The organism is Sediminibacter sp. Hel_I_10 (assembly GCF_000688335.1).
Taxonomy (GTDB): Bacteria; Bacteroidota; Bacteroidia; order Flavobacteriales; family Flavobacteriaceae; genus Psychroserpens.
This window is the reverse complement of sequence record NZ_JHZX01000001.1, coordinates 2,008,548-2,032,328: the sequence shown is the minus strand read 5'-3', so window position 1 is coordinate 2,032,328 and position 23,781 is coordinate 2,008,548. Positions and strand designations below refer to the sequence as shown.

Below are 23,781 nucleotides of genomic sequence, written 5' to 3'. Positions count from 1 at the left end.
TTTACACAAATTTAGTCAATAATATGCACAAATATTTATACTTCGTACTTATCGCTTCGGTTTTGTTCAACTGTAAAAATGAAGCCAAGCCCACGCCAGAAAAAGAAAGTAATGACACAACTAAAGACGACGTAGTATCCCAAAAAGACACGCTTATTTATCCCGAGGAATCCCATTTTAAATCGATTAGACAAATCACATTTGGCGGAGATAATGCAGAAGCCTATTGGAGCTTTGACGACAAACAACTTGTATTTCAATCCAACAACAAAAAATGGGGCGTTGGCTGTGATCAAATGTTTTTAATGAACGCCAATCAATCTTTTACAGATAGCATTGCGCCGCCCATGATCAGCACAGGGAAAGGACGTACAACTTGCGCTTATTTTTTACCAGATAACAAACATATTATTTACGCCTCCACACATTTAAAGCAAGAGGCCTGCCCTGATACACCGCTACGGAAAAACGGAAAATACATTTGGCCTATTTACGATAGCTACGATATTTTTATGGCCGATCTAGAAGGAAATATTGTGAAGCAGCTCACCAATGAGATAGGATATGATGCTGAGCCAACCGTATCTCCAAAAGGGGATAAAATTGTGTTTACCTCAACAAGAAGTGGCGACCTAGAGCTGTATACCATGAATATTGATGGAAGTGATGTGAAACAGATTACCAATGAGCTTGGGTATGATGGTGGCGCCTTCTTTTCACCTGACGGGTCCAAATTGATTTTTCGCTCTTCTCGTCCAAAGACAGCAACCGAAATCAAAGAATACAAGGCGTTATTAGCTGAAGGTTTGGTAGAACCCACAGAAATGGAACTTTACATTTGTAATGCTGATGGCAGCGATCTACGACAACTCACCGATCTAGGTAACGCCAATTGGAGTCCGTTTTTTCACCCTTCAGGAGACCAAATTTTGTTTTCTTCTAATTTTGAGGCAGAGCGCGGATTCCCATTTAATCTTTATCTTATTGATACCGATGGCAGAAATTTGGAACGTGTGACCCATGGCGAAACCTTTGATGCATTTCCTGTGTTTTCTAACGATGGCAAGTACTTGGCTTTTTCTTCAAACAGAAATAATGGTGGAGGAAGAGATACGAATTTGTTTATTGCAGAATGGGAAGATTAAGTCGTTTTAAGTTTGTTTTTTGTCTTCAATCACTTCAATATCATGTTGATTTGGCATTTACAACAAACTCTAAAACCTCATTTTCCACCAATTGCTAGGTAACTAACCTCTATTCTATCGGTTTCAACTGAAACGGCCCTTGAGTCTAACAATTACTAATAAAAGATACTAGCACTTCTCATCGACTACCCGCTACTTTATTTTGATAAATAGAAATGATATTTAAACAAAAAGGTCTAAGCAAATAGTGTTTATCTATCTAGCTTAGACCTTTGGTCTTTGTATAATTGAAATTATATGGTGTTAAAAGCTACAACTTGTAATTTCAGAAACACGTAATGTATTGACCATTCCTTTGTCTTGTATAGGCATTGCCGCAAGACTAATCAACATGTCTCCAACTTCCAAATAGCCTTTCTTGCAGGCCATAGCATTTACATCTTCGATAGTTTCGTCAGTAGTGACAAACTTGTCGTAATAAAATGCCTCAACACCCCAGAGTAAACTCAGCTGTGTTAAAATACGTTTGTTCGATGTAAAGACAAGAATATGTGCGCTTGGTCTCCATGCTGAAATTTGAAACGCTGTATACCCGCTATTAGTTAAGGTAGAAATTGCCTTTGCGTTGATCTCATTGGCCATATTAGCCGCATGAAAACAAATGGATTTTGTAATGTATCTTTTGGTACGGATATGCGGAGGTGATTGCGGAACATGAATTAAGTCAGAATCCTCAACACTTCTAATAATATTTGCCATTTGACGAATAACCTCAACTGGGTAGTTACCCACAGAGGTCTCTCCAGATAACATTACGGCATCAGCACCATCCATTACAGAGTTAGCAACATCATTTACCTCGGCCCGTGTTGGCGTTAAACTGGTAATCATGGTCTCCATCATTTGGGTAGCAATGATTACCGGTATTCTTGCACGTTTGGCGCGTAAGACCAATTGTTTTTGTACCAAAGGCACTTCTTCCGCAGGAATTTCAACACCCAAATCGCCACGAGCTACCATTAAGCCGTCGCAATACGCTACAATTTTATCTATATTCTCTACTGCTTCTGGCTTTTCAATTTTAGCAATGATCGGAATTTTATAAGCACTGTGCTGCTTGATCAATTCCTCCAACTGCATCAAATCTTCTGCATGGCGCACAAAAGATAATGCCATCCAATCTACTTGAAGGCTACATGCAAAAATGGCATCTTCTATATCTTTCTCGGTCAAGGCTGGCTGCGAAATATTTGTATTAGGTAAATTCACACCCTTTTTAGAACGCAAGGGGCCACCTTGGATTACTTTTGTCAATACTTCAGATTCTCCATCTGTAGAAACCACTTCAAAAATCAATTTTCCGTCGTCTAATAAAACACGTTCTCCTGCCTTAGCATCTTGAGGAAATTTATCGTACGTCATGTAAACACGCTCTTTGGTACCCTCAAAGCGCTTACCTGTAGCAAAAATAATTTCGTCTCCAGGTTTTACAACCACTTCTCCCTTCATGACACCCACTCTTAGTTTTGGTCCTTGTAGGTCGGCAAGAATAGAGGCATTAAATCCAAACTCTTCGTTTAGCTCTCTAATCATTTTGACTCTGGCCTCGACATCCTTGTAATCGGCATGCGAAAAATTAACCCTAAATACATTTACGCCCTCTTCTAGCATTCCTTTAAGCACTTCTCTGGTGCTGGTTGCCGGTCCTAGGGTTGCGACGATTTTCGTTTTTTTCTTTCTTAACATCAATTAAAAATTAGGTGGTCTTTTGATTTTATTTTATCTAAATCTACGGTGTAAGTGGTAATCACTTGCGGTATAGACTGTATTTTGTTTAGAATCACTTTTTCATTAAAGCTGCGATGTTCATCACTAATCTTTACTAAGTAATCCACATTTTTTAGTTCTGGTATCAAATGCATTGTCTTAGTTGAAATCTTTTGGTTTTCAAATAAGGACCCAGAGCTTTGAAGCGTATTCTCTTCTCTTTTGCAAATATTGGACACCAAATTCCATGTGGCATCCAATTTACAATCTTCCCACTCATAGATTGCGTAGGAAGCGGCAAAATAGTTGTAATCTAAATCTTGGGGTTTTCTCGCTAATCTAATCTGCAAATGTTGATTAAGTAGATATGCCAAGCGGTAATCTTCTAATCGACAATGAATAGCAAAAAGTGAGAACGAAGCATCATAAAAATCATCAACAACTATTCTGTGCATTGCCATAATTTACACGCTTTGAATTGTAAATATAGCATTTAAAAGCTATAATAATATGAAGTTATCATTAATCTTAAGGGGTGAAGTCGCCGAAAACGTTATAGTTAACAACTCTTTTTACCATTTGCGAAGTTTTAATTAAGATCCTTTACCAATTTCATTTTGAAATGCAAAAAAGGCACGTTTTGATGCTTTTTCCTCTGCTTTTTTCTTAGAGGTAGCTCTGGCTTTGGCAATGACCTTTTCGTTAATAGAAAGTTTTACAGAGAAATGTTTGATATTATCGTTGCCTGTATCTTCATAGACGTTGTAATCAAAGGTTTTTTTCTCTTTTTGGCACCATTCTATCAAAAGGCTTTTGTAACTAATCACTCGGCCTTCTAACGTCTCTATATCAACGTGGGGCTCTATGATACGCATTTCTATAAACTTTTGAACCTGACGGTAGCCTTTGTCTAAAAAGATAGCTCCTACCAGCGCTTCAAAAAGATTGCCATGTATATTGCTGCCAAAGTTAGATTTTGGTATTTTACTCTCTACCAAATCAATGAGGTTGAGTTCTTTTCCTAACTCGTTAAGGTGCTCGCGGCTCACTACTTTTGAACGCATTTTGGTCAAGTAGCCTTCGTCTCCGTGTGGCACTTCTTCATAGAGATATGAAGCAATAACGGCGCTTAACATGGCGTCACCTACAAACTCTAAACGTTCATAATTGATGGCATTGCCCTTTAGATCCTTAATGTTCATGGATCGATGGGTAAATGCTTTGACGTACAAGTCTTTATTCTTGACCTTGTACCCAACAATTTTGTTCAGTATTAAAAAAAAATTCCCGTCTGTTTCAGAACGGGAATTTTTAAATATGTTATGAATGAAGCTCATTCAAATTTAATCGATTTTCTTAAACAAAACGCAAGCATTGTGTCCTCCAAAACCAAATGTATTGCTCATTGCAACTTTTACATCTCGTTTTTGTGCCTTGTTTAATGTTAGGTTTAATTTTGAATCAATGGCATCGTCAACAACTTCATGATTAATGGTTGGCGGTACAATACCGTGTTCCATTGCCAAGATAGAAGCGATAGATTCTATAGCCCCAGCCGCTCCAAGTAAGTGGCCAGTCATCGACTTTGTTGAATTGATATTAATATTTTTGGCATGGTCTCCAAACACTTCAGAAATGGCCTTTAACTCGGCAACATCTCCTAGTGGTGTTGATGTCCCATGTGTATTGATATGATCAACTTCTTCTGGCTTAACACCTGCATTCTCTAAACAATTACGCATTACAGCAATTACCCCAATACCATCAGGATGAGGAGCCGTCATGTGATAAGCATCAGACGATAAACCACCCCCTAAAACCTCAGCATATATTTTTGCGCCTCTAGCTTTAGCATGTTCGTAATCTTCAAGAATAATTGCACCTGCGCCTTCACCTAAAACAAACCCATCTCGGGTTGCATCAAAAGGTCTAGAAGCTGTTTCTGGACTTTCATTTCTTGTAGATAACGCATGCATAGCATTAAAACCACCCATTCCTGCAATAGTTACCGCTGCCTCACTACCACCAGTCACCACGACATCACAATGCCCCAAACGTATATAGTTGAGTGCATCAATCATGGCGTTAGCAGAGGATGCGCAGGCAGAAACCGTAGTGTAATTAGGACCCATAAACCCGTTCTTAATGGATATGTTCCCTGGCGCTATATCTGCAATCATTTTAGGAATAAAAAAAGGGTTGAACCTTGGTGTACCGTCTCCGGCAGCAAAGTTCAACACCTCATCTTGAAATGTTTCCAGCCCTCCAATACCTGCGCCCCAAATAACACCGACGCGCATTTTATTGATTTTATCTAGATCTAATTTTGAATCTGCGATTGCTTCATCTGAAGCAACCATTGCATACTGCGTAAAACGGTCCATTTTACGAGCTTCTTTTCGGTCCAGAAAATCAATAGCATTAAAGTTTTTTAATTCGCAAGCGAATTTTGTTTTGAACTTTTCAGTATCAAAATAGGTTATTGGTGCCGCACCACTTTTCCCATTAATAAGAGCATCCCAATATTCATCTTTGGTATTGCCTATGGGTGTTAATGCGCCTAAACCAGTAACTACAACTCGCCTTAATTCCATAAAGAGTTTATTGAATTATTTAGCTTCTTCTATATAAGAGATCGCTTGACCTACGGTTGCGATATTTTCAGCTTGATCGTCTGGGATTTGAATATCAAATTCTTTTTCAAATTCCATGATTAGCTCGACAGTATCCAATGAATCTGCACCTAAATCGTTGGTGAAACTTGCTTCTGTTACTACCTCGTTTTCATCAACGCCTAATTTATCAACGATAATCGCCTTTACTCTTGATGCAATGTCTGACATAATTTTTTTGTTTTTAAGTTTTAATTAGGTGGCAAAAATAAAAAACTTTCTTCTTAAAACGCCCCTTTGCTTTAAAAATGTGTTTGTAATTTACTAAAATTCCATATAAGATTTCTTGTTTTATCTTCTAATTGTTAATAATTATTCCGTTTTTTGTTTTGAAGAATAACCCCAGCAATATTCGCACATGAAACGCATTGTCATCTTCGCCTCTGGCAGCGGCAGCAACGCCGAGAACATCATTACATACTTTCAAAATAGAGAAGACGCCTCTGTAGAGATGGTCTTGGCCAATACCCCAAAAGCCATGGTACTTGAGCGGGCAAAACGTCTAAAGGTGAGCGCATTCGCATTTAATCGCATTGCGTTTACAGAGACCCAAGATGTATTACATTTATTGTTAAGTAAAACGCCAGATCTTATCGTTTTAGCCGGTTTTTTATGGAAGTTTCCAGAGCATCTTATCCAAGCATTTCCAAATAAAATCATCAACATACACCCTGCATTATTACCAAATTATGGCGGAAAAGGCATGTATGGGATGCATGTTCATGAAGCCGTTGTCGCCAATAAAGAAGTTGAAACCGGCATTAGTATTCATTATGTTAATGAGAATTATGACGAGGGCGCTATAATTTTTCAAGCGAAATGTGATGTGTTGGACACCGATTCAGCACAAGATGTAGCCCAAAAAATTCATGCTCTAGAAATGGAGCATTTTCCTAAAATTGTAGCACAGGTTTTGGAGTCTCAATATTAAAACCGCTATTTCGACCTAGAAAAGCATCCTAATTTTAATTGCATCGTGTCTAAAAAGAAAAAGAAATATTACACTATTTGGAAGGGCCATAAGACCGGGGTTTTTGAATCTTGGAACGATTGCAAGGCCCAGATCAAAAATTATGAAGGTGCACAGTATAAATCATTCCCCACTTTTGATGCTGCAAAAAAAGCCTTAAACGGTAATTATTTTGATTTCGTTGGAAAAAACAAAAGCTTTTCTAGCAATCTTTCTGCCACAGATTTAAAAAAAATAGGCCTTCCCAATTACAATTCAATTTCGGTAGACGCTGCATCTTCTGGTAATCCCGGCAAAATGGAATATAGAGGTGTGGATACCAAAAGTAAAAAGCAGCTCTTTATCCAAGGGCCTTTTGAACAAGGCACCAACAATATTGGAGAATTTCTCGCCATTGTACACGGCTTGGCTTTTTTAAAGAAGAAAGATAGCAATCGCATGATCTATACAGATTCTCGCACAGCCATGAGCTGGGTAAAAAAAAAGACCTGCAATACAAAACTAGAACGCAATGCCAAAAACAAAGCCCTTTTCGAGTTGGTAGATAGAGCTGTAATATGGCTTAAAACAAATGATTTCCAAACCACAATCGTAAAATGGGAAACTAAGGCTTGGGGGGAAATCCCTGCCGATTTTGGAAGAAAATAAACTGATAAAAAAGGATAAAAAAATCCGTATATTTGCAGCTTCATTCGCTATGCCATTTGATATGGATTGCGGGCAAATATTAAAATCATTTTATGAGTAAATTAGTGATCGTTGGTACTGTAGCATTTGACGCTATTGAAACGCCTTTTGGAAAGACCGATAAAATTCTTGGAGGTGCTGCCACATTTATTGGTTTGGCTGCTTCACAATTTAATGTAGATGCTGCAGCAGTTTCTGTAGTTGGTGGTGATTTTCCTCAAGAGTATCTTGATTTAATGATCAACAAAAATATCAACATTGATGGTATTGAAGTTATTAAAGAAGGCAAGACGTTTTTTTGGAGCGGCAAATATCATAATGACATGAATACTCGAGACACTTTGGCTACTGAGCTTAATGTGTTGGCCGATTTTAATCCTGTTGTTCCCAATCATTATAAAAATGCAGAAGTGGTAATGCTCGGTAATTTACACCCTATGGTGCAAATGAGTGTTCTGGAACAAATGGACACCAAGCCAAAATTAGCCATATTAGATACCATGAATTTTTGGATGGACTGCGCTCTAGAAGACCTTCATGCTGTAATCAAGAAGATTGATGTAATCACTATAAATGACGAAGAGGCCAGACAGCTTACTGGGGAATATTCTTTAGTTGTTGCTGCAAGAAAAATACATGAGATGGGGCCAAAATATGTGGTCATCAAAAAAGGAGAGCACGGTGCGCTTTTATTTCATAAAGAGGATATGTTCTATGCTCCTGCCTTACCAGTAGAAGAGGTTTTTGATCCTACAGGTGCTGGAGATACATTTGCCGGAGGTTTTGCAGGATATTTGGCAAAAACCGCAGATTATTCGTTCGAAAACATGAAAAATGCCGTGATTTATGGTTCTACCCTAGCATCTTTCTGTGTTGAAAAATTTGGAACAGAGCGAATGCAGAACTTGACAACTGACGAGATTGATCATCGTTTAGAACAATTTAAAAAATTAACTCAATTTAATATTGACGTATCATAAAAAAACGCACTCCTAATCGAGTGCGTTTTTTTAGTTCTGAAATTTAATTTTTAATACAAAAAAGCTATTTCAGAAATTTTAAGATGATATACCTTTAATATAATAAACAACTCACATCACAACAATGAGCGATGCTTTAAAACATGAATGCGGAATTGCACTCATAAGGCTTAAAAAACCATTAGAATTTTATAAGGAAAAATACGGCAGTGCATTTTATGGCGTAAATAAAATGTATCTCATGATGGAAAAGCAACACAACCGTGGCCAAGATGGCGCTGGTTTTGCCAGCATCAAGCTAGACACTAAACCGGGAGAACGATATATCAGTAGAGTTCGTTCTGTTGCCCAACAACCTATTCAAGATATTTTTGCTCAAATCAACCAACGTATTAATGACGACTTGATGCAAAATCCCGAGTACCAAGATGACGTGGCCTTGCAAAAAAGACACATCCCTTACGTTGGAGAAGTACTTTTAGGACATGTGCGTTATGGTACCTTTGGCAAAAATAGTGTAGAGAGTGTGCATCCGTTTTTGAGACAAAACAACTGGATGCATAGAAACCTGATTGTTGCCGGTAATTTTAACATGACCAATGTCAATCAACTTTTTGACGGTCTGGTAGAACTAGGTCAGCACCCGAAAGAAAAAGCAGACACCATTACAGTAATGGAGAAAATTGGCCATTTTCTGGATGATGCTGTTTCAAAAGTTTACAAAAAATTAAAAAAAGAGGGCTACAGCAAAAGCCAATGCTCTCCATTGATTGCAGATCGCCTAAATGTTTCTAAAATATTGAGAAAAGCCTCTAAAAATTGGGATGGTGGTTTTGCAATGGCGGGTCTATTAGGCCACGGTGATTCTTTTGTATTACGAGATCCAGCAGGAATTAGACCTGTATATTATCATGAGGATGATGAAGTGGTCGTGGTTGCTTCAGAGCGTCCAGTAATACAAACCGTCTTTAACGTGAAGTTTGAAGACGTACATGAGCTAGCACCTGGTCATGCCATTATTACAAAGAAATCTGGCGTAACATCCATAGAAGAAATTATGGAGCCGCTAGAACGCAAGGCCTGCTCTTTTGAACGTATCTATTTTTCTCGTGGTAGTGATGCCGAGATTTATCAAGAACGTAAAATGCTCGGAAAACTATTGATGCCCAAAGTGCTTGAGGCCATCGATTACGATACTAAAAACACCGTCTTCTCATACATACCCAATACTGCGGAAACGTCTTTCTACGGAATGATTGAAACTGTTGAGAAACATTTGAACGAAAAGAAGACCAAGGCAATCTTAGGAGGAAACGGACAGTTGAGTGCAGAAAGAGTCACCGATATTCTTTCTGAAAGACCCCGCATTGAAAAAATTGCAATTAAGGATGTAAAGCTAAGAACCTTTATTACCGAAGATAGTAGTCGTGATGATTTGGTGGCACATGTTTATGATGTGACTTACGGTGTTATTAAGCCAACCGATAATCTAGTGATTATTGATGATAGTATTGTGCGTGGTACCACGCTTAAGAAAAGTATCATCAAAATGATGGATCGACTAAATCCTAAACAAATTGTTGTCGTATCCTCTGCCCCTCAAATACGCTATCCAGATTGCTACGGTATTGACATGGCAAACCTAGAGAGTTTAATTGCTTTTAGGGCGATGCTAGAACTATTAAAAGAAAACGACAAGTACCATTTAATTGACGAGGTGTACGAAAAGTGCAAATTACAACTTAAGCTTAAAGACAAAGAAGTTAGAAATTACGTTAAGGACCTTTATGCTCAGTTCTCTGCTGAAGCTATATCAGATAAAATTGCGGTACTTATTTCTGATGAGTCGGTAAAAGCCGAGGTAAAAGCCATCTTTCAACCTATTGAAAACCTCCATAAAGCTTGTCCTAAAAATCTAGGAGATTGGTATTTTACGGGGAATTATCCTACTGCTGGAGGTAATCGTGTGGTTAACAGAGCTTTTATAAATTTCTATGAGGGAAATAAAGAAAGAGCTTATTAGATAAATAATTGACGACATACTCATTAAACGACAAAACTACCGTTTGTCGGATAATATTACTTTTAAACTAAAAATTAATTGGTTTTTATAAATAACATATAACTTGGCCTCACCATAACATAAGTAGGTTAAGTTCATGGTAGATTTGGGGCAAAAAAAGGCGAACTAACGTTCGCCTTTTTTTATTGCCCTTTTTTAGGGTTTTTCAGTCAACAAAATGATTTTTTAAACACTTATATTGGTGTTTATAGTTTTGAAATTCATTTTTTTTAAGCAAAAACTCTGTTTTTAATCTCATATTTCAATTTAAATTCAGCTTTATGTAGCAATAAAAGCAAGATTACTTCGTTATGACTAAAATATATGTAGTTAGTCTAAAAAATTAACTCGTAACCCAGATCGGGTTTATATTTGTATCACCATAACATAAGTAGGTTAAGTTTATGGTAGATTTGGGGCAAAAAAGGTGAACTCTCGTTCACCTTTTTTCATTTTCAGTCGCTTCTGTAAAGTTGTATTTCCGACTTATCCTTAAAAAAATTCTCCTATTTCCGAAGCAAAAAAAAAAAAAAAGCAAACCCAAAATGAGTTTGCTCTATTTATTAAATGCGTTAAACTAATTACTTAGCTTCTACATAACGTCTTTCAACTTCGTTCCAGTTGATCAATTCAAAAAATGCATTGATATAATCTGGTCTTCTGTTTTGGTAGTTTAAATAATACGCATGTTCCCATACATCCAATCCTAAAATTGGGTGACCACCACAACCAACGCCTGGCATTAATGGATTATCTTGATTTGGAGTAGAGCAAATTTCTACTTTTCCACCTTCGTGAACGCACAACCAAGCCCAACCAGAACCAAATTGTGTAGCTGCCGCTTTACTAAACTCATCTTTAAATGCATCAAAAGACTTGTATTTGTCCATGATTGCATCTTTTAAATCTCCAGATAATCGGCCTTTATCTTGAGGGTTTATTACTTCCCAGAATAAAGAGTGATTGTAAAAACCACCACCGTTATTTCTAACTGCTGTGTTATCCATATCTAAATTAGTAAGGATATTTTCAATTGTTTTTCCTTCATCATCTGAACCTTCTAAAGCAGTATTTAATTTTGTAGTGTATCCTTGATGGTGTTTTGTATGATGGATTTCCATCGTTTTTGCATCAATATGTGGTTCTAAAGCGTCGTATGCGTATTTTAATTTTGGTAATTCAAAAGCCATAATATATTTGGTTTTTATAGTTAATATTGTAGTTCTCTCAAATTTAAACATAATAGCGGGCTTATTAAAATTCTAACCCCCACGTCACGTAACACTTATGAAAATTTTAACGTTAAACAGCCTCAAATAATCCAAATATGGGACACGTTTAAAATGTGAAGTCCATTTTGTTCTAAAAAACGGCGATGTTTTATATCTTGTAAAAAAAAGATTCGTGCCAAATCTATCCTCTTTTTCCGTTTATAATGCCTCTGCGGGTAGCGGAAAAACCTTCACGCTCGTTAAAAATTACCTTACCCTTCTTTTTTCTTCAAGCAGTCTTCTGGCTTTTAGAAATATCCTTGCCCTAACTTTTACTAATAAGGCGGTGGGAGAAATGAAAACCAGAATCATTGAGACCCTACAAGAGTTTTCGCAAAAAGATATTTTGAATTCCAACAATACCATGTTCGAGTCCATTTCCGAAGAACTTGAGATCTCTTTAGAGGATCTTCATGAAAAATCTAAACAACTTTTAGAGATCATAGTTCATAACTACGCTGCATTTGACATTTCTACTATAGACAAATTTAACCATAAGCTCATAAGGGTTTTTGCGCACGATTTAAAGCTCCCTGTTAATTTTGAAGTTGAACTAGATACTGAGAGTGTTTTAAACCGTGCGGTCGATAAACTTATAGATAGAGCCGGTACAGATTCCGAGCTCACAAAGATTTTAGTGGATTTTGCCATAGAAAAGGCCGATGATGACAAAAGTTGGGACATTAGTTTGGATTTTTACAACATTGCCAAACTCTTGACCAACGAGAACGACATGCCTTTTATAGAGCTTTTAAAAGACAAAACGCTTCAGGATTTTAAAATACTTAAAAGTGAACTGGTCAAAAAAGAAACTTCGGCAAAACAAAGTATTGTTGAAGTGGCCGAAACGGTTTTATCGACTTTAGCGCAAAATGGTCTAGAATTCTCCGATTTTAGCCGTGGCACCTTACCCAACCATTTTAAAAAAGCGGCAGAGTTAAAGCTCTCGGGGCTTTACAGCAATAAACTTCAAGGGGATCTAGAAGAACGAAAAGGAATTTACACCAAATCTTTAGATGCCGATAAAGCCGCCACTATAGACACACTGCTTCCAGAATTAGAAAAAGCTTACTTAACCGTAAAACGATTGGTGTTTACCAGTAAGTTTTTAGAAAATGCGCTCAAAAACATCACACCGCTTTCTGTACTTAATGCCATAAGGCAGTCGCTATTGGAAATTAAGGAAGAGGAAGACATTTTACTCATTTCAGAATTTAATTCAATTATCAACTCTGAAATTAAAACCCAACCGGCTCCTTTTATTTACGAGCGCATTGGTGAAAAATTCAAGCATTACTTCATTGATGAATTTCAAGATACCTCTTTGTTGCAATGGGAAAATCTAGTGCCACTCATTAGCAATATCATTTCTTCGGAAAACACAAAAGGCAATACAGGAACGGCCATGATTGTTGGTGATGCCAAACAGGCTATTTATAGATGGCGTGGTGGTAGGGCCGAACAATTTATTGACCTTTATTCTGGTAACAATCCTTTTTTTGTAGATACCCAACTTCATAACCTCCCTGCAAACTATAGAAGTTATAAAGCCATTGTTGATTTCAATAATCGGTTTTTTAAGCACGTCTCTACATTTGCCTTTACAAATCCAGATCATAAAGCGCTTTATGAAAAGAGTTTTCAAGAAGATCAACTCAAGCACGAAGGTTATGTAGACATCCGTTTTCTTGATATGGAAGAAGAAGATAACAATAAGGATGCCTGTTACTCAGAAGCTGTCTTTGAAACCATAAAGACAGCGCAGTCCCAGGGATTTTCTCTAAATGATATTTGCATTATTGTTAGAAAGAAAAAAGAAGGGGTTGCTATTGCCGAGTTTCTAACCGAAAAAGGGATGTCGATCATCTCTTCGGAAACTTTAATGATTCAAAATTCTCCAGAAGTACAGTTCATGAACACTGTACTCAGTCTTAGCATACAGCCCAATAACGCCGAAGCAAAAGTTAGTTTTTTAAATTATTTAGCAAAAAACCTGTCTCAAATTGAAGACAAACACGCATTTTTAGCCAGTATGATGCCCTTAAAAAACGACTTGTTTTTTGAAGCTTTACAAGATTACGGCTATGATTTTAATAGCAATGACTTTTCTCAATTACCGCTTTATGAGGCGACAGAAAGTATCATACGTACCTTTCGCTTAACAGATAGCTCAGATGCTTATATTCAATTTTATTTGGATGAAATTTTAAACTACTCCCAAAAGCCTCACGCCAGCTTTCAAGGTTTTCTAGACTATTGGGAGTTGAAGAAAGGACGGTTAAGTATTGTATCGCCATCTGGAGAGGACGCTGTTCAAATCATGACCATTCACAAATCTAAAGGGTTAGAGTTTCCTGTAGTTATTTTTCCTTATGCCAATCAAGATATCTATTTTGATATGCGACCGAAAACCTGGTATCCTGTAGAAAAAACAGAATTTTGTGATTTCTCTTATTTACTTCTAAATCTTAATAAAGATCTAGAAGACTTAAGTCCTTTAGGAGCTCAAGTATATCAAGATTACCGATCTAATTTAGAACTGGACAGCCTCAACTTACTCTATGTCGTATTGACAAGAGCCGTAGAACAGTTGTATGTGATTTCAGAATTAGACCTAGACAAAGGTCAAAACGAAAAGCCAAATCTATACTCCGGCCTTTTAATCAACTATTTAAAAACAATAAAACTTTGGGATCCTAGCCAATTGACATACACATTTGGTGCACCTGGCAAGACTTCCGAAGTTAAAGATCAAAGTGATGTCAATGAGAAATCACAACTTTTTATCTCTACCAAAAAGGAAGATCATCATCTCAGTATCTTATCTAACTCTGGACTCCTTTGGGATACAGATCAGGCAGAAGCCATAGAACGCGGTAATTTGGTGCATGATATCATGGCGCTCATTAATACCTCGGCAGATGCTAAAACTGCCTTTGAGTTTTATATGAATGCTGGTAGGTTAAATCCCTTACAAGCGGAACAACTCCATTTAGATATTGATGGTATTTTAAATCATGAGCTATTAAAAACCTATTATGAAACCGGTGCTGAAGTTTATAACGAGCGAGATATCATTACAAGATCCGGAAAGATCTTAAGACCAGACCGATTAGTGATCAATTCTAAGAAAGAAGTTGTTATAATTGACTATAAAACGGGTCTTCCTAGTCCAAAGCATAAAGAACAGCTATATGATTACCAATCTGTTTTAGAAGATATGGGCTATACGGTCGTCAAAAAAATTCTCATCTTCATCAATCATGGGATTTCAGTAAAAGAACTTTAAATTTGTAGAAAACAAAATAGAACATGTACGGATCAATTCAACAACACTTACAAAACGAAATAGAGTCTATAAAAAATGACGGTCTTTTTAAAGAGGAACGTATTATAACCTCTCCTCAAGGCGCAGAAATCACTTTAAATACAGGAGAAAAAGTATTGAACTTTTGTGCGAATAATTATTTAGGACTTTCATCACATCCAGAAGTAGTGCAAGCAGCAAAGGACACTTTAGACTCCCATGGTTTTGGGATGTCTTCCGTACGTTTTATTTGTGGCACACAAGACATTCATAAAACTTTAGAGAAAAAGATTGCTGAATTCTATGGCACAGAAGACACCATATTATATGCCGCTGCTTTTGATGCTAACGGCGGTATTTTTGAGCCTTTGTTAGGAAAAGAAGATGCCATCATTTCAGATTCGCTTAATCATGCTTCTATTATTGATGGGGTAAGGTTATGTAAGGCTGCTCGTTACCGTTATAAAAATAATGACATGGCCGATTTGGAAACTCAGTTAAAGTCGGCTAATGAAAGTGGCGCCAGACACAAGATTATTGTTACTGATGGTGTGTTTTCAATGGATGGTCTTTTAGCGCCTTTAGATATGATTTGTGATCTTGCCGATAAGTATGATGCTATGGTCATGATAGATGAATGTCACGCTACAGGCTTTATTGGAGAAACCGGAATAGGTACTCTAGAAGAAAAAGGAGTCTTGGGAAGAATTGATATCATCACAGGCACCTTAGGTAAGGCTATGGGTGGTGCTATGGGTGGCTATACCACAGCAAAAAAAGAAATTATTGAGATTTTGAGACAGCGTTCTAGACCTTATTTATTCTCAAATTCTTTGGCACCAGCCATTGTTGGAGCCTCTATTAAAGTTTTTGACATGCTCATGCATGATACAAGTTTAAGAGACACCCTCCAAGAAAATACACTTTATTTCAAAAAGGGCATGAAAGACGCTGGCTTTGACATCATTGATGGTGATTCAGCAATAGTCCCTGTAATGCTCTATGATGCCAAGCTCTCTCAATCTATGGCCAAAATGTTGTTGGAAGAAGGAATTTATGTAATTGGTTTCTTTTTTCCTGTAGTTCCAAAAGAGAAAGCTAGAATACGCGTACAACTATCTGCAGCCCATACAAAGGAACATTTAGATAAAGCCATTCAAGCCTTTATCAAAGTAGGTGAAAAATTGGAGGTTATTTAAAATGACTTCAAAAAGCGGATTTTTATCCGATAGAGACAATATTTTTATATATTTGTCTTTGTTAATATTTTTTAACAACTTACTTTTGCTTTAATTAACACTTATAACACTTAAAATTAAACTATTTAGAATATGAAAAATCTTAGCAGATTATGTTTGGCGATGTTGCTCTTATTGTGCTTCAATGTCAATGCACAAGATGAAAACAATCCATGGAAAATCACAATTGGTGCTAACGCAGTGGATTTATACCCAGTTGGAGAAGATGCTCCTCTAGGTGATTACTTCGATGAATATTTCAATGCAACTGATCACTATAACATTTTACCGTCTTTATCTACGGTATCTGTATCGAAGTATTTAAGTAGCGGTTTCTCTTTAACTGCACAAGGATCTATCAACGAAATTGATAAAGTTGGAGATTCTTCTGCTGATGATTTATCATACTACGCTGTTGATGGAACGATCTCTTACAGTTTTAGAGATCTAGTTAATGGTCCTGGTGGATGGTTTGATCCTTACTTAGGAGTAGGTGGTGGTTACACTTGGGTTGACGAGATTGGTGCTGGTACCCTTAATGGTACTGTTGGTATCAACTTCTGGTTATCTGATAACATTGGTATCACTGCACAATCTTCTTACAAACATGCTTTTGAAGATTACTTACCTAAACATTTCCAACATTCTGTAGGACTTTCTATCGCTTTCGGTGGAACTGATACAGATGGTGACGGTGTATATGACAAAGATGATGCTTGTCCAGATGTTCCTGGTTTAGAAGCATTCAACGGATGTCCAGATTCTGATAACGATGGTATCGAAGATTCTAAAGATGATTGTCCTAATGAAGCTGGTTTAGCTGAATTTAACGGTTGTCCAGATTCTGATAACGATGGTGTTCCAGATAATAAAGATGAGTGCCCAACAGAAGCTGGTCTTAAAAACTTAAACGGTTGTCCAGATGCTGACGGAGATGGTGTTGCTGATAAAGATGACAAATGTCCTAACGAAAAAGGTCCTGCTGCTAACGAAGGTTGCCCATGGCCAGATACTGACGGTGACGGCATCTTAGATAAAGATGATAAATGTCCTAACGAAGCTGGTACTGTTGCAAACAATGGTTGCCCAGAAGTTAAGCCAACAGCTGAAGTAATGAAGCAGTTGAATGAGTATGCTAGAACCATCTTGTTCGAAACTGGTAAAGCGTCTTTCCAAAAAGAAACTGACGGTGTATTGCAAGCAATGGTTGCTATCTTGAAAGAATATCCTCAAGCTAGCTTCGCTATCGAAGGTCATACTGACAGTGTTGGTTCAGAAAAAACTAACGAATTGTTATCTGACAGAAGAGCAAACGCTGTTATGGATTACTTAGTTGCTAAAGGTATCGATCAAGATAGATTGACTGCTAAAGGTTACGGAGAATCTAATCCAATTGCATCTAACAAGACTGCTGCTGGTAGAAAAAACAACAGACGTGTTGAAGTGAAATTGAAATAAGTTTCCTTACAACATATAAATAAATAGCGAAAGCGCCCCGAAGTTCGGGGCGTTTTCTATTTTTATACTATGACAAGTTTTATTCATGATATTATAGTATTCCTAAGAGAGAAAAATGTTGATATCTCAACAGTTACGTTTATTCTTCCTAGTAAACGGGCAGGTCTTTTTTTAAAAGAGACCATTTCTAATCTTACAGAGACCTCAATTTTTGCTCCGTCTATAGTATCTATAGAAGAATTTGTAGAAGACGTTTCCGGTTTTACAACGGTATCAAACTCAGAGCTACTGTTTGAGTTTTATGATAGCTACTTAAAACATACACCTAAAGCCAATGTCGAATCTTTCGATAAATTTTCAAAATGGGCACAAATCCTTATTCAGGATTTTAATGAGATTGATCGGTATTTAATAGAGCCGTCTCGTGTTTTTGAGTATCTGTCTGCCATTAAAGATATCGAGAACCAGCATTGGTCATTAGATGAAGCTCCAACAGCATACGTAAAAAACTACCTCCTCTTTTGGAAACGGTTAAAATTCTATTATCAGGACCTTAAAAATTCGCTTCAAGAGAAAAAAAGAGGCTATCAAGGTATGGTTTATAAAGAGGCCGTAGCTCAACTGCATTTATATATTAAGCAAAACCCATCTACTAAACATATTTTTGTGGGGTTTAATGCACTAAATGCCTGTGAGGAAACTATTATTCAAAACCTATTAAATCGTGAATTAGCTGAAATATACTGGGATATTGATGAGCAATTTATAAAAAATCCTATCCATGAGGCCGGACTATTTATAAGAGCACATCAAAAAAAATGGCGCTATTTTGAGAACAATCCGTTACAATGGATCACGACACATTATACTGAAGAGAAACATATCGAAATCATTGGTGCTCCAAAAAATGTGGGGCAAATTAAACACGTCGGTGAGCTATTATCAAAATTGCAAGATCAAAATATTGACTTAAAAAAGACAGCTCTAGTACTAGGTGATGAAACGTTACTATTACCCTTGTTAAACTCTTTACCCTCATCAATAGAGCATGTGAATATAACCATGGGATTGCCCATACAATTTACCCCTTTAGCATCACTGTTTGAGACGCTTTTTAGAGCTCATCAATTAAAATCTGATAGATGGTATTACAAAGACATTATTGGCCTGCTTTCCCATCATTACGTAAAACCCTTATTTGAAACCACATCCACTAACGGCGCAGATGCTTTAGTCAACTATATTCAAGATCATAATATCACCTATGCCACAGCAGACCAACTCAAATTATGGACCACCTCTAATGACTCTGATATTGATCTTTTATTTGGATCTTGGGAGGATACCCCAAAACGAGCCATAGCCAAGTGCTTAGAACTCATTTATAAATTAAAGCATTACTTCGATAATGATCAGACCAAGTATCAGTTACCATTAGAATATCTCTATAAATTTTATACCATATTCAATGAGTTAGATCGGCTTAACGGTGAATTTGAGCATCTCAATAGCATTCAAGTATTATACGGCTTGTATAAGGAACTCATGAAAAATGAAACCCTAGATTTTAGGGGTGAACCATTACAAGGATTGCAAATTATGGGGATGTTAGAAACCCGGGTTTTGGATTTTGAAACGGTAATACTTACCTCTGTAAACGAAGGCATCTTACCAGCAGGCAAAAGCAATAATTCGTTTATTCCATTTGATGTTAAATTAGAAAACAAACTCCCCACCTATAAAGAAAAGGATGCTGTATATGGTTATCACTTTTACAGACTATTACAACGTGCCAAAAACATCTATATTCTATATAATACGGAGCCTGACGTTCTCAAAGGTGGAGAAAAGAGCAGATTTATAACTCAGTTAATGATAGAGAACATTCATAACATCAAACATTATGTTGTGTCCCCAAAAGTTCCCGTTATTGCAACCCAACTAGAACACATCAAAAAAACTCCAGAAGTTTTAAAAGGTATCCAGCGTTTAGCAGAAAAAGGATTCTCTCCATCTTCCTTGACAAACTATATTAGAAACCCCATGGATTTCTATCTTGATAAGATTTTGGGCATTTCAAAATTTGAGGATGTTGAAGAGAATGTCGCGCTAAATACACTAGGCACAGTCATCCACAACACTCTAGAGGATTTCTATGCACCATTTGTTGGTCGTTTTATCACGATTAAAGACGTTCAGCAGATGAAACAACAAATCCATGATACGGTTAACCTTCATTTTAAAAAAGAGTACAAATCTGGTGACATTACAAAAGGTAAAAATTTAATCATTTATGAAATTGCCAAACGTTATGTTACCAATTTTCTAAATCTAGAAATAACCGATTTAAAACAAGGCAACGCTATTAAAATTATAGCCATCGAAGCTGATAATAAGGTTCCGCTCTATGTAGAATCTATAGATAAAACAGTTATCCTGAGGGGTAAAGTAGATCGCGTAGATGAGTACAATGGTACCACACGCATTATCGATTATAAAACAGGCCGCGTAGAGCCAGGTAAGGTTGAAATTGTAGAATGGGATGATATCCTAACAGATTACGATAAGTATAGCAAAAGCTTTCAAGTGCTCACCTATGCCTATATGATGTTTAAAAGCAGTCAAATTCAACTTCCGGTAGAAGCGGGAATCATTTCGTTTAAGAGCTTAAGCAGCGGTTTTATGAAGTTTGCTACTAAGCCAAGTACTTATAGTAGAAAAAAAGATCAACTCATTTCAGAAGAGACCTTAGATGCTTTTGAAATTCAGTTAAAATTATTAATTTCTGAAATCTTTAATCCTGAAATTGATTTTATCGAAAAACCTTTGGAATGATTCTTAAAAACCAAGTATTAGATCGCAGTTCTAAAAAGCCCATCCTTTGGGATGCCTTTTTTAAACCAAACGACTTAAAAAAACCTTTAGTCATTTTTTGCCATGGCTATAAAGGCTTTAAAGATTGGGGTGCATGGCATTTGGTGGCAGATGCTTTTAAGGAAGCCAATTGCTTCTTTGTGAAATTCAATTTCTCCCATAATGGCGGCACCATGGATCATCCTATAGATTTTCCAGACCTAGAAGCTTTCGCAGAAAACAATTACACCAAAGAATTAGACGATCTAGAATCAATTTTGGACCATTTATTATCGAAGTCCTTAGATTTTAAAAATGAAATTGACCGCGATGATGTTACCGTTATAGGTCACTCTAGGGGAGGAGGTATTTCAATACTCAAAGCTTCCGAAGATTCTAGAATAACCAAACTCATTACTTGGGCAAGCGTTTCAGATTTTGGAAGTAGATCTTCCACCTCAGGAGATTTGGATCAATGGCGAAAAGAGGGTGTGAAATATGTGCTCAACGGAAGGACAAAACAGGAAATGCCGCATAACTTTCAGTTTTATGAAGATTTCAAAGCCAATGAAGATCGCTTATTTATAGAAGTCGCAGAAAAACGTTTGGCGATACCTCATCTTATCATTCATGGGGAAGAGGATGATTCGGTTCCATTTTCCGAAGCTCAACAGTTGCATCAATGGAATAGCTCAAGTCACTTATTGCCAATTGAAAACGCTAACCATGTCTTTAACAGTAAGCATCCTTGGGAGCTACATACACTTCCTCCTGCTTTAGATATGGTCGTTGAAAAAACGATTCTATTTATTAAAGATTAGGCAATTTTAAGCGTTATGGGAGATTGACAAGACTCCATTTTTTGTAGCAATAGTTCTTTATTTACCGGTTTGGTCAAATAGTCATTCATGCCTAATTCTAAGACCCGTTTTCTGGTCTCTTGCATGGCATCTGCCGTGACTGCTATAATTGGGATGTTTCCAATAGTATCTCCTAGTTGACCACTTCTAATAATTTTGGTGGCTTCATAGCCATCCATGATGGGCATCTGTAAATCCATCAACACAAGATCATAAACATCTTTCTGAAGTGCCTCAAGGGCTTCTTTGCCATTATTTACAACTGCAAAACTGATATGATCTGCGCTTTTAAGCAGCTGTCTCATCACCATTTGATTGAGTTTATTATCCTCCACAATCAACACATGCTGTTCGGTTTTATCGGTTTGGTTTGCAGGGATGATGTTGCTTTTAGGAATATATTTAAGACTGATGTCTATAAAAACTGTGGTTCCTTCATTTTTTGTGCTCTCTATTCTAAGCGTACCTTCAAAAAGCTTTACGAGGTGTTTTGTTATGGTTAAGCCCAGACCAACACCGCCAAATTTTCTTTTATGATCTAAACGCATTTGGTTAAAGCTGTCAAAAACATCCTTCTGTTTGTCCATATCGATACCAATCCCAGTATCTGATACTTGTATAGAAAACCTACAAGTACTATCTGGTTGGTTTAAACATTTTAGCTTGAACCGAACTTGCCCCTTATCTGTAAACTTCACCGCGTTTCCCAATACATTATTAATAATTTGAACAAATCTCTCTGAGTCGCCAACGGCTGTTGTGGGGATGTCATGATCCATTTCAAACTTATAATCCAATCCTTTAAGGCGGGCTTCAGACTTCCAATTATCGCTTATTTGGTTCAACACAATGGAAGGATTGAAACTCTCTGTTTTAAGAATTAATTCACTTTTTTCGATTTTCTCAAAGTCCAAAATATCGTTAACGTTACTAAGCAGACTTAAGGACGCGTTTTTGATCAATTGGTATTTTTTTCTGTCTTCCTTAGAATTATCTAGGTCGCTCAACTCTAGCTCTGCAATACCCATAATGGCATTTATTGGAGTTCTTAACTCATGACTAATATTTGACATAAAATAGGATTTCAGTCCGCTGATTTCCTCAGACTTTCGTAGAGCAAGTGCTTGTGCCTTTTCATTATCCTGCCGTAATTTTCTTATCAAATTTGTCATTGATAAGGATAGAAAAACAATCTCCAATCCAGAGCCAAACTTCGCGCTATTTAGCGTGTAAAAATTGTTTGGTAAGAGACTAAGGTTGTTCATTACAAAGCCGAAGAGACCTACCACGAGAAAGAAAATACCAAGCAAAAAAAAGTTATCAATTGGCAGTCGTTTTTTACGCAGTGCAAAAATGGTTGTTAATATGAGTACTAAACTCACTAACCCATTGAGGTTACTTAAAGGATATGTTAACTCCAAGGTCTTAGGGCTTATAAAGACCATGGCAAACAACAGTCCCGATGATATATAGATACCATTATAAACATTTCTAAAACCACGAAGTTGAGTGGAGACCTTTAAGAAATGCTCACAATACTTTAATAAAAAAAAAGTAGATAGTAAAGCCGTAATCATAACTGCCCGACTATTAATAAATCCACCGCTCGGCAATACATATTGAAAAATAAGACCATCAATCGATGCTTGCATAAACCCAATGGAGAACACATAAAGCCCGTAGTACAAAAACGTCTTTTCTGATAAGCTGTGATAAAAGAACAGATAAATAATACCTGCTATAAATAACAAACCATAGAACAATCCTAAAAATAACTGCTGCTTATAATTGACCATCCAAAAAGAGGCTTGGTCATAAAGATCTAAAGGCATATTTATAGTTTCCCCATCACTTTGAAGATTTAAATAGAATTCTTGAACCGACTGTTGTGGCACTTCCAATTTAAAAATGGTAAGTCTATGCTTAACCTGTCTTTCACTAAAAGCAATTTGGTCGCCACTTTTAAAAGTTTGAATAGTAGACTCCGATACTTGGTATAAATCAGCTTTATCGGTTATAGGTCTGGCGGTCTCGAGATAATAAGTCTTATTCTGGTTTGAACTGTTTTCGATTTTAAAATGTACCCAAAAAAGATCTGATGTAAATCCTACACTGTGGTTCTCAGAATTAAGGTTTTGGTACTCATAATCAGTACTCTCCATAAATTCTTCTACGGAAAGTTGAGCATCACCAACATTTGCAAAACTGGCATATTCGTAAAGTTGACCTTTGCTCACTTCTGGATCAAAAGGCGCATCTTGAGCATAAATACCAAGGCTCATCAATAATAAAACAAGGCAATGTAGTTTCATTTAGGAGGTTCTTTACCGTACGAACCTAAACAACTTTAGGGAAAAACCCACAAAAAGACATATAAATTCGACAAACGAAAATAAAGCGAAAGTATTTTATTACAAATTTAAGATCTTAGAGGTTCTTATCTTGAACTAATGATCACAAGTCACCTTATCATTTAAAAGAGAAGCATGGTTCTTAAACAAAAAAAGACCC

The 23,781-nt window shown here is 36.8% G+C and carries 17 protein-coding genes; 10 read left to right on the top strand and 7 right to left on the bottom strand.

The window, feature by feature from the left end; all coding sequences use genetic code 11:
- Positions 1-23 precede the first annotated feature (23 nt).
- A complete protein-coding gene (locus P176_RS0109085; protein ID WP_026754415.1) occupies positions 24-1,145 on the top strand; it encodes a PD40 domain-containing protein in 1,122 nt (373 codons plus the stop codon).
- Between the two features lie 303 nt (positions 1,146-1,448).
- Here P176_RS0109085 and pyk read toward each other — a convergent pair whose 3' ends face one another.
- The 5 genes from pyk to P176_RS0109060 form a co-directional block, all read right to left on the bottom strand.
- Complete coding sequence (gene pyk, locus P176_RS0109080; protein WP_026754414.1) at positions 1,449-2,891, bottom strand: pyruvate kinase; 1,443 nt, start codon at positions 2,889-2,891, stop codon at positions 1,449-1,451.
- A complete protein-coding gene (locus tag P176_RS0109075; protein ID WP_026754413.1) occupies positions 2,891-3,373 on the bottom strand; it encodes an IPExxxVDY family protein in 483 nt (160 codons plus the stop codon). Before P176_RS0109075 ends, pyk begins: the two co-directional genes overlap by 1 nt.
- Positions 3,374-3,505: 132 nt before the next feature.
- A complete protein-coding gene (rnc, locus tag P176_RS0109070) occupies positions 3,506-4,249 on the bottom strand; it encodes a ribonuclease III (protein WP_026754412.1) in 744 nt (247 codons plus the stop codon).
- Positions 4,250-4,255: 6 nt separating this feature from the next.
- Positions 4,256-5,506, bottom strand: a complete 1,251-nt coding sequence (fabF, locus tag P176_RS0109065; RefSeq protein WP_026754411.1) for a beta-ketoacyl-ACP synthase II — start codon at positions 5,504-5,506, stop codon at positions 4,256-4,258.
- A 15-nt stretch (positions 5,507-5,521) separates the two neighbouring features.
- Positions 5,522-5,755: an acyl carrier protein gene (locus tag P176_RS0109060; RefSeq protein ID WP_008269813.1), complete on the bottom strand. Its 234-nt coding sequence runs from the start codon at positions 5,753-5,755 to the stop codon at positions 5,522-5,524.
- A gap of 187 nt (positions 5,756-5,942) precedes the next feature.
- On the opposite strand from P176_RS0109060, the gene purN reads away from it, so the two are divergent.
- The 4 genes from purN to P176_RS0109040 all read left to right on the top strand — a co-directional run bounded on the left by purN (position 5,943) and on the right by P176_RS0109040 (position 10,244).
- Positions 5,943-6,515, top strand: a complete 573-nt coding sequence (gene purN / locus P176_RS0109055; protein WP_026754410.1) for a phosphoribosylglycinamide formyltransferase — start codon at positions 5,943-5,945, stop codon at positions 6,513-6,515.
- 45 nt (positions 6,516-6,560) lie between these two features.
- Positions 6,561-7,202 (top strand): viroplasmin family protein, encoded by a 642-nt coding sequence (locus P176_RS0109050; RefSeq protein WP_026754409.1) that lies wholly within the window; start codon positions 6,561-6,563, stop codon positions 7,200-7,202.
- 92 nt (positions 7,203-7,294) lie between these two features.
- The gene (locus tag P176_RS0109045; protein ID WP_026754408.1) at positions 7,295-8,221 is read left to right on the top strand and encodes a PfkB family carbohydrate kinase; all 927 of its coding nucleotides are present in this window, start codon (positions 7,295-7,297) and stop codon (positions 8,219-8,221) included.
- A 124-nt stretch (positions 8,222-8,345) separates the two neighbouring features.
- Positions 8,346-10,244 (top strand): amidophosphoribosyltransferase, encoded by a 1,899-nt coding sequence (locus P176_RS0109040; protein ID WP_026754407.1) that lies wholly within the window; start codon positions 8,346-8,348, stop codon positions 10,242-10,244.
- Between the two features lie 620 nt (positions 10,245-10,864).
- On the opposite strand, the gene P176_RS0109035 is transcribed toward P176_RS0109040, so the two are convergent.
- Positions 10,865-11,473, bottom strand: coding sequence for a superoxide dismutase (locus P176_RS0109035; RefSeq protein WP_026754406.1), 609 nt, complete (start codon positions 11,471-11,473; stop codon positions 10,865-10,867).
- A gap of 214 nt (positions 11,474-11,687) precedes the next feature.
- Here P176_RS0109035 and P176_RS0109030 point away from each other — a divergent pair, with 214 nt between their 5' ends.
- From P176_RS0109030 to P176_RS0109010, 5 genes are all read left to right on the top strand, one after another.
- A complete protein-coding gene (locus tag P176_RS0109030; protein ID WP_026754405.1) occupies positions 11,688-14,843 on the top strand; it encodes an exodeoxyribonuclease V subunit beta in 3,156 nt (1,051 codons plus the stop codon).
- A gap of 23 nt (positions 14,844-14,866) precedes the next feature.
- Positions 14,867-16,060: a glycine C-acetyltransferase gene (kbl, locus tag P176_RS0109025; protein WP_026754404.1), complete on the top strand. Its 1,194-nt coding sequence runs from the start codon at positions 14,867-14,869 to the stop codon at positions 16,058-16,060.
- Between the two features lie 132 nt (positions 16,061-16,192).
- Positions 16,193-17,557: an OmpA family protein gene (locus P176_RS0109020; protein WP_026754403.1), complete on the top strand. Its 1,365-nt coding sequence runs from the start codon at positions 16,193-16,195 to the stop codon at positions 17,555-17,557.
- 69 nt (positions 17,558-17,626) lie between these two features.
- Positions 17,627-20,392: a PD-(D/E)XK nuclease family protein gene (locus P176_RS0109015; RefSeq protein ID WP_026754402.1), complete on the top strand. Its 2,766-nt coding sequence runs from the start codon at positions 17,627-17,629 to the stop codon at positions 20,390-20,392.
- Positions 20,389-21,231: a S9 family peptidase gene (locus tag P176_RS0109010; protein ID WP_026754401.1), complete on the top strand. Its 843-nt coding sequence runs from the start codon at positions 20,389-20,391 to the stop codon at positions 21,229-21,231. Before P176_RS0109015 ends, P176_RS0109010 begins: the two co-directional genes overlap by 4 nt.
- On the opposite strand, the gene P176_RS19190 is transcribed toward P176_RS0109010, so the two are convergent.
- Entirely contained in the window at positions 21,228-23,582 is a 2,355-nt protein-coding gene (locus P176_RS19190) for a hybrid sensor histidine kinase/response regulator (RefSeq protein ID WP_081820696.1), read from the bottom strand. The genes P176_RS0109010 and P176_RS19190 overlap by 4 nt on opposite strands.
- Between the last annotated feature and the right edge of the window lie 199 nt (positions 23,583-23,781).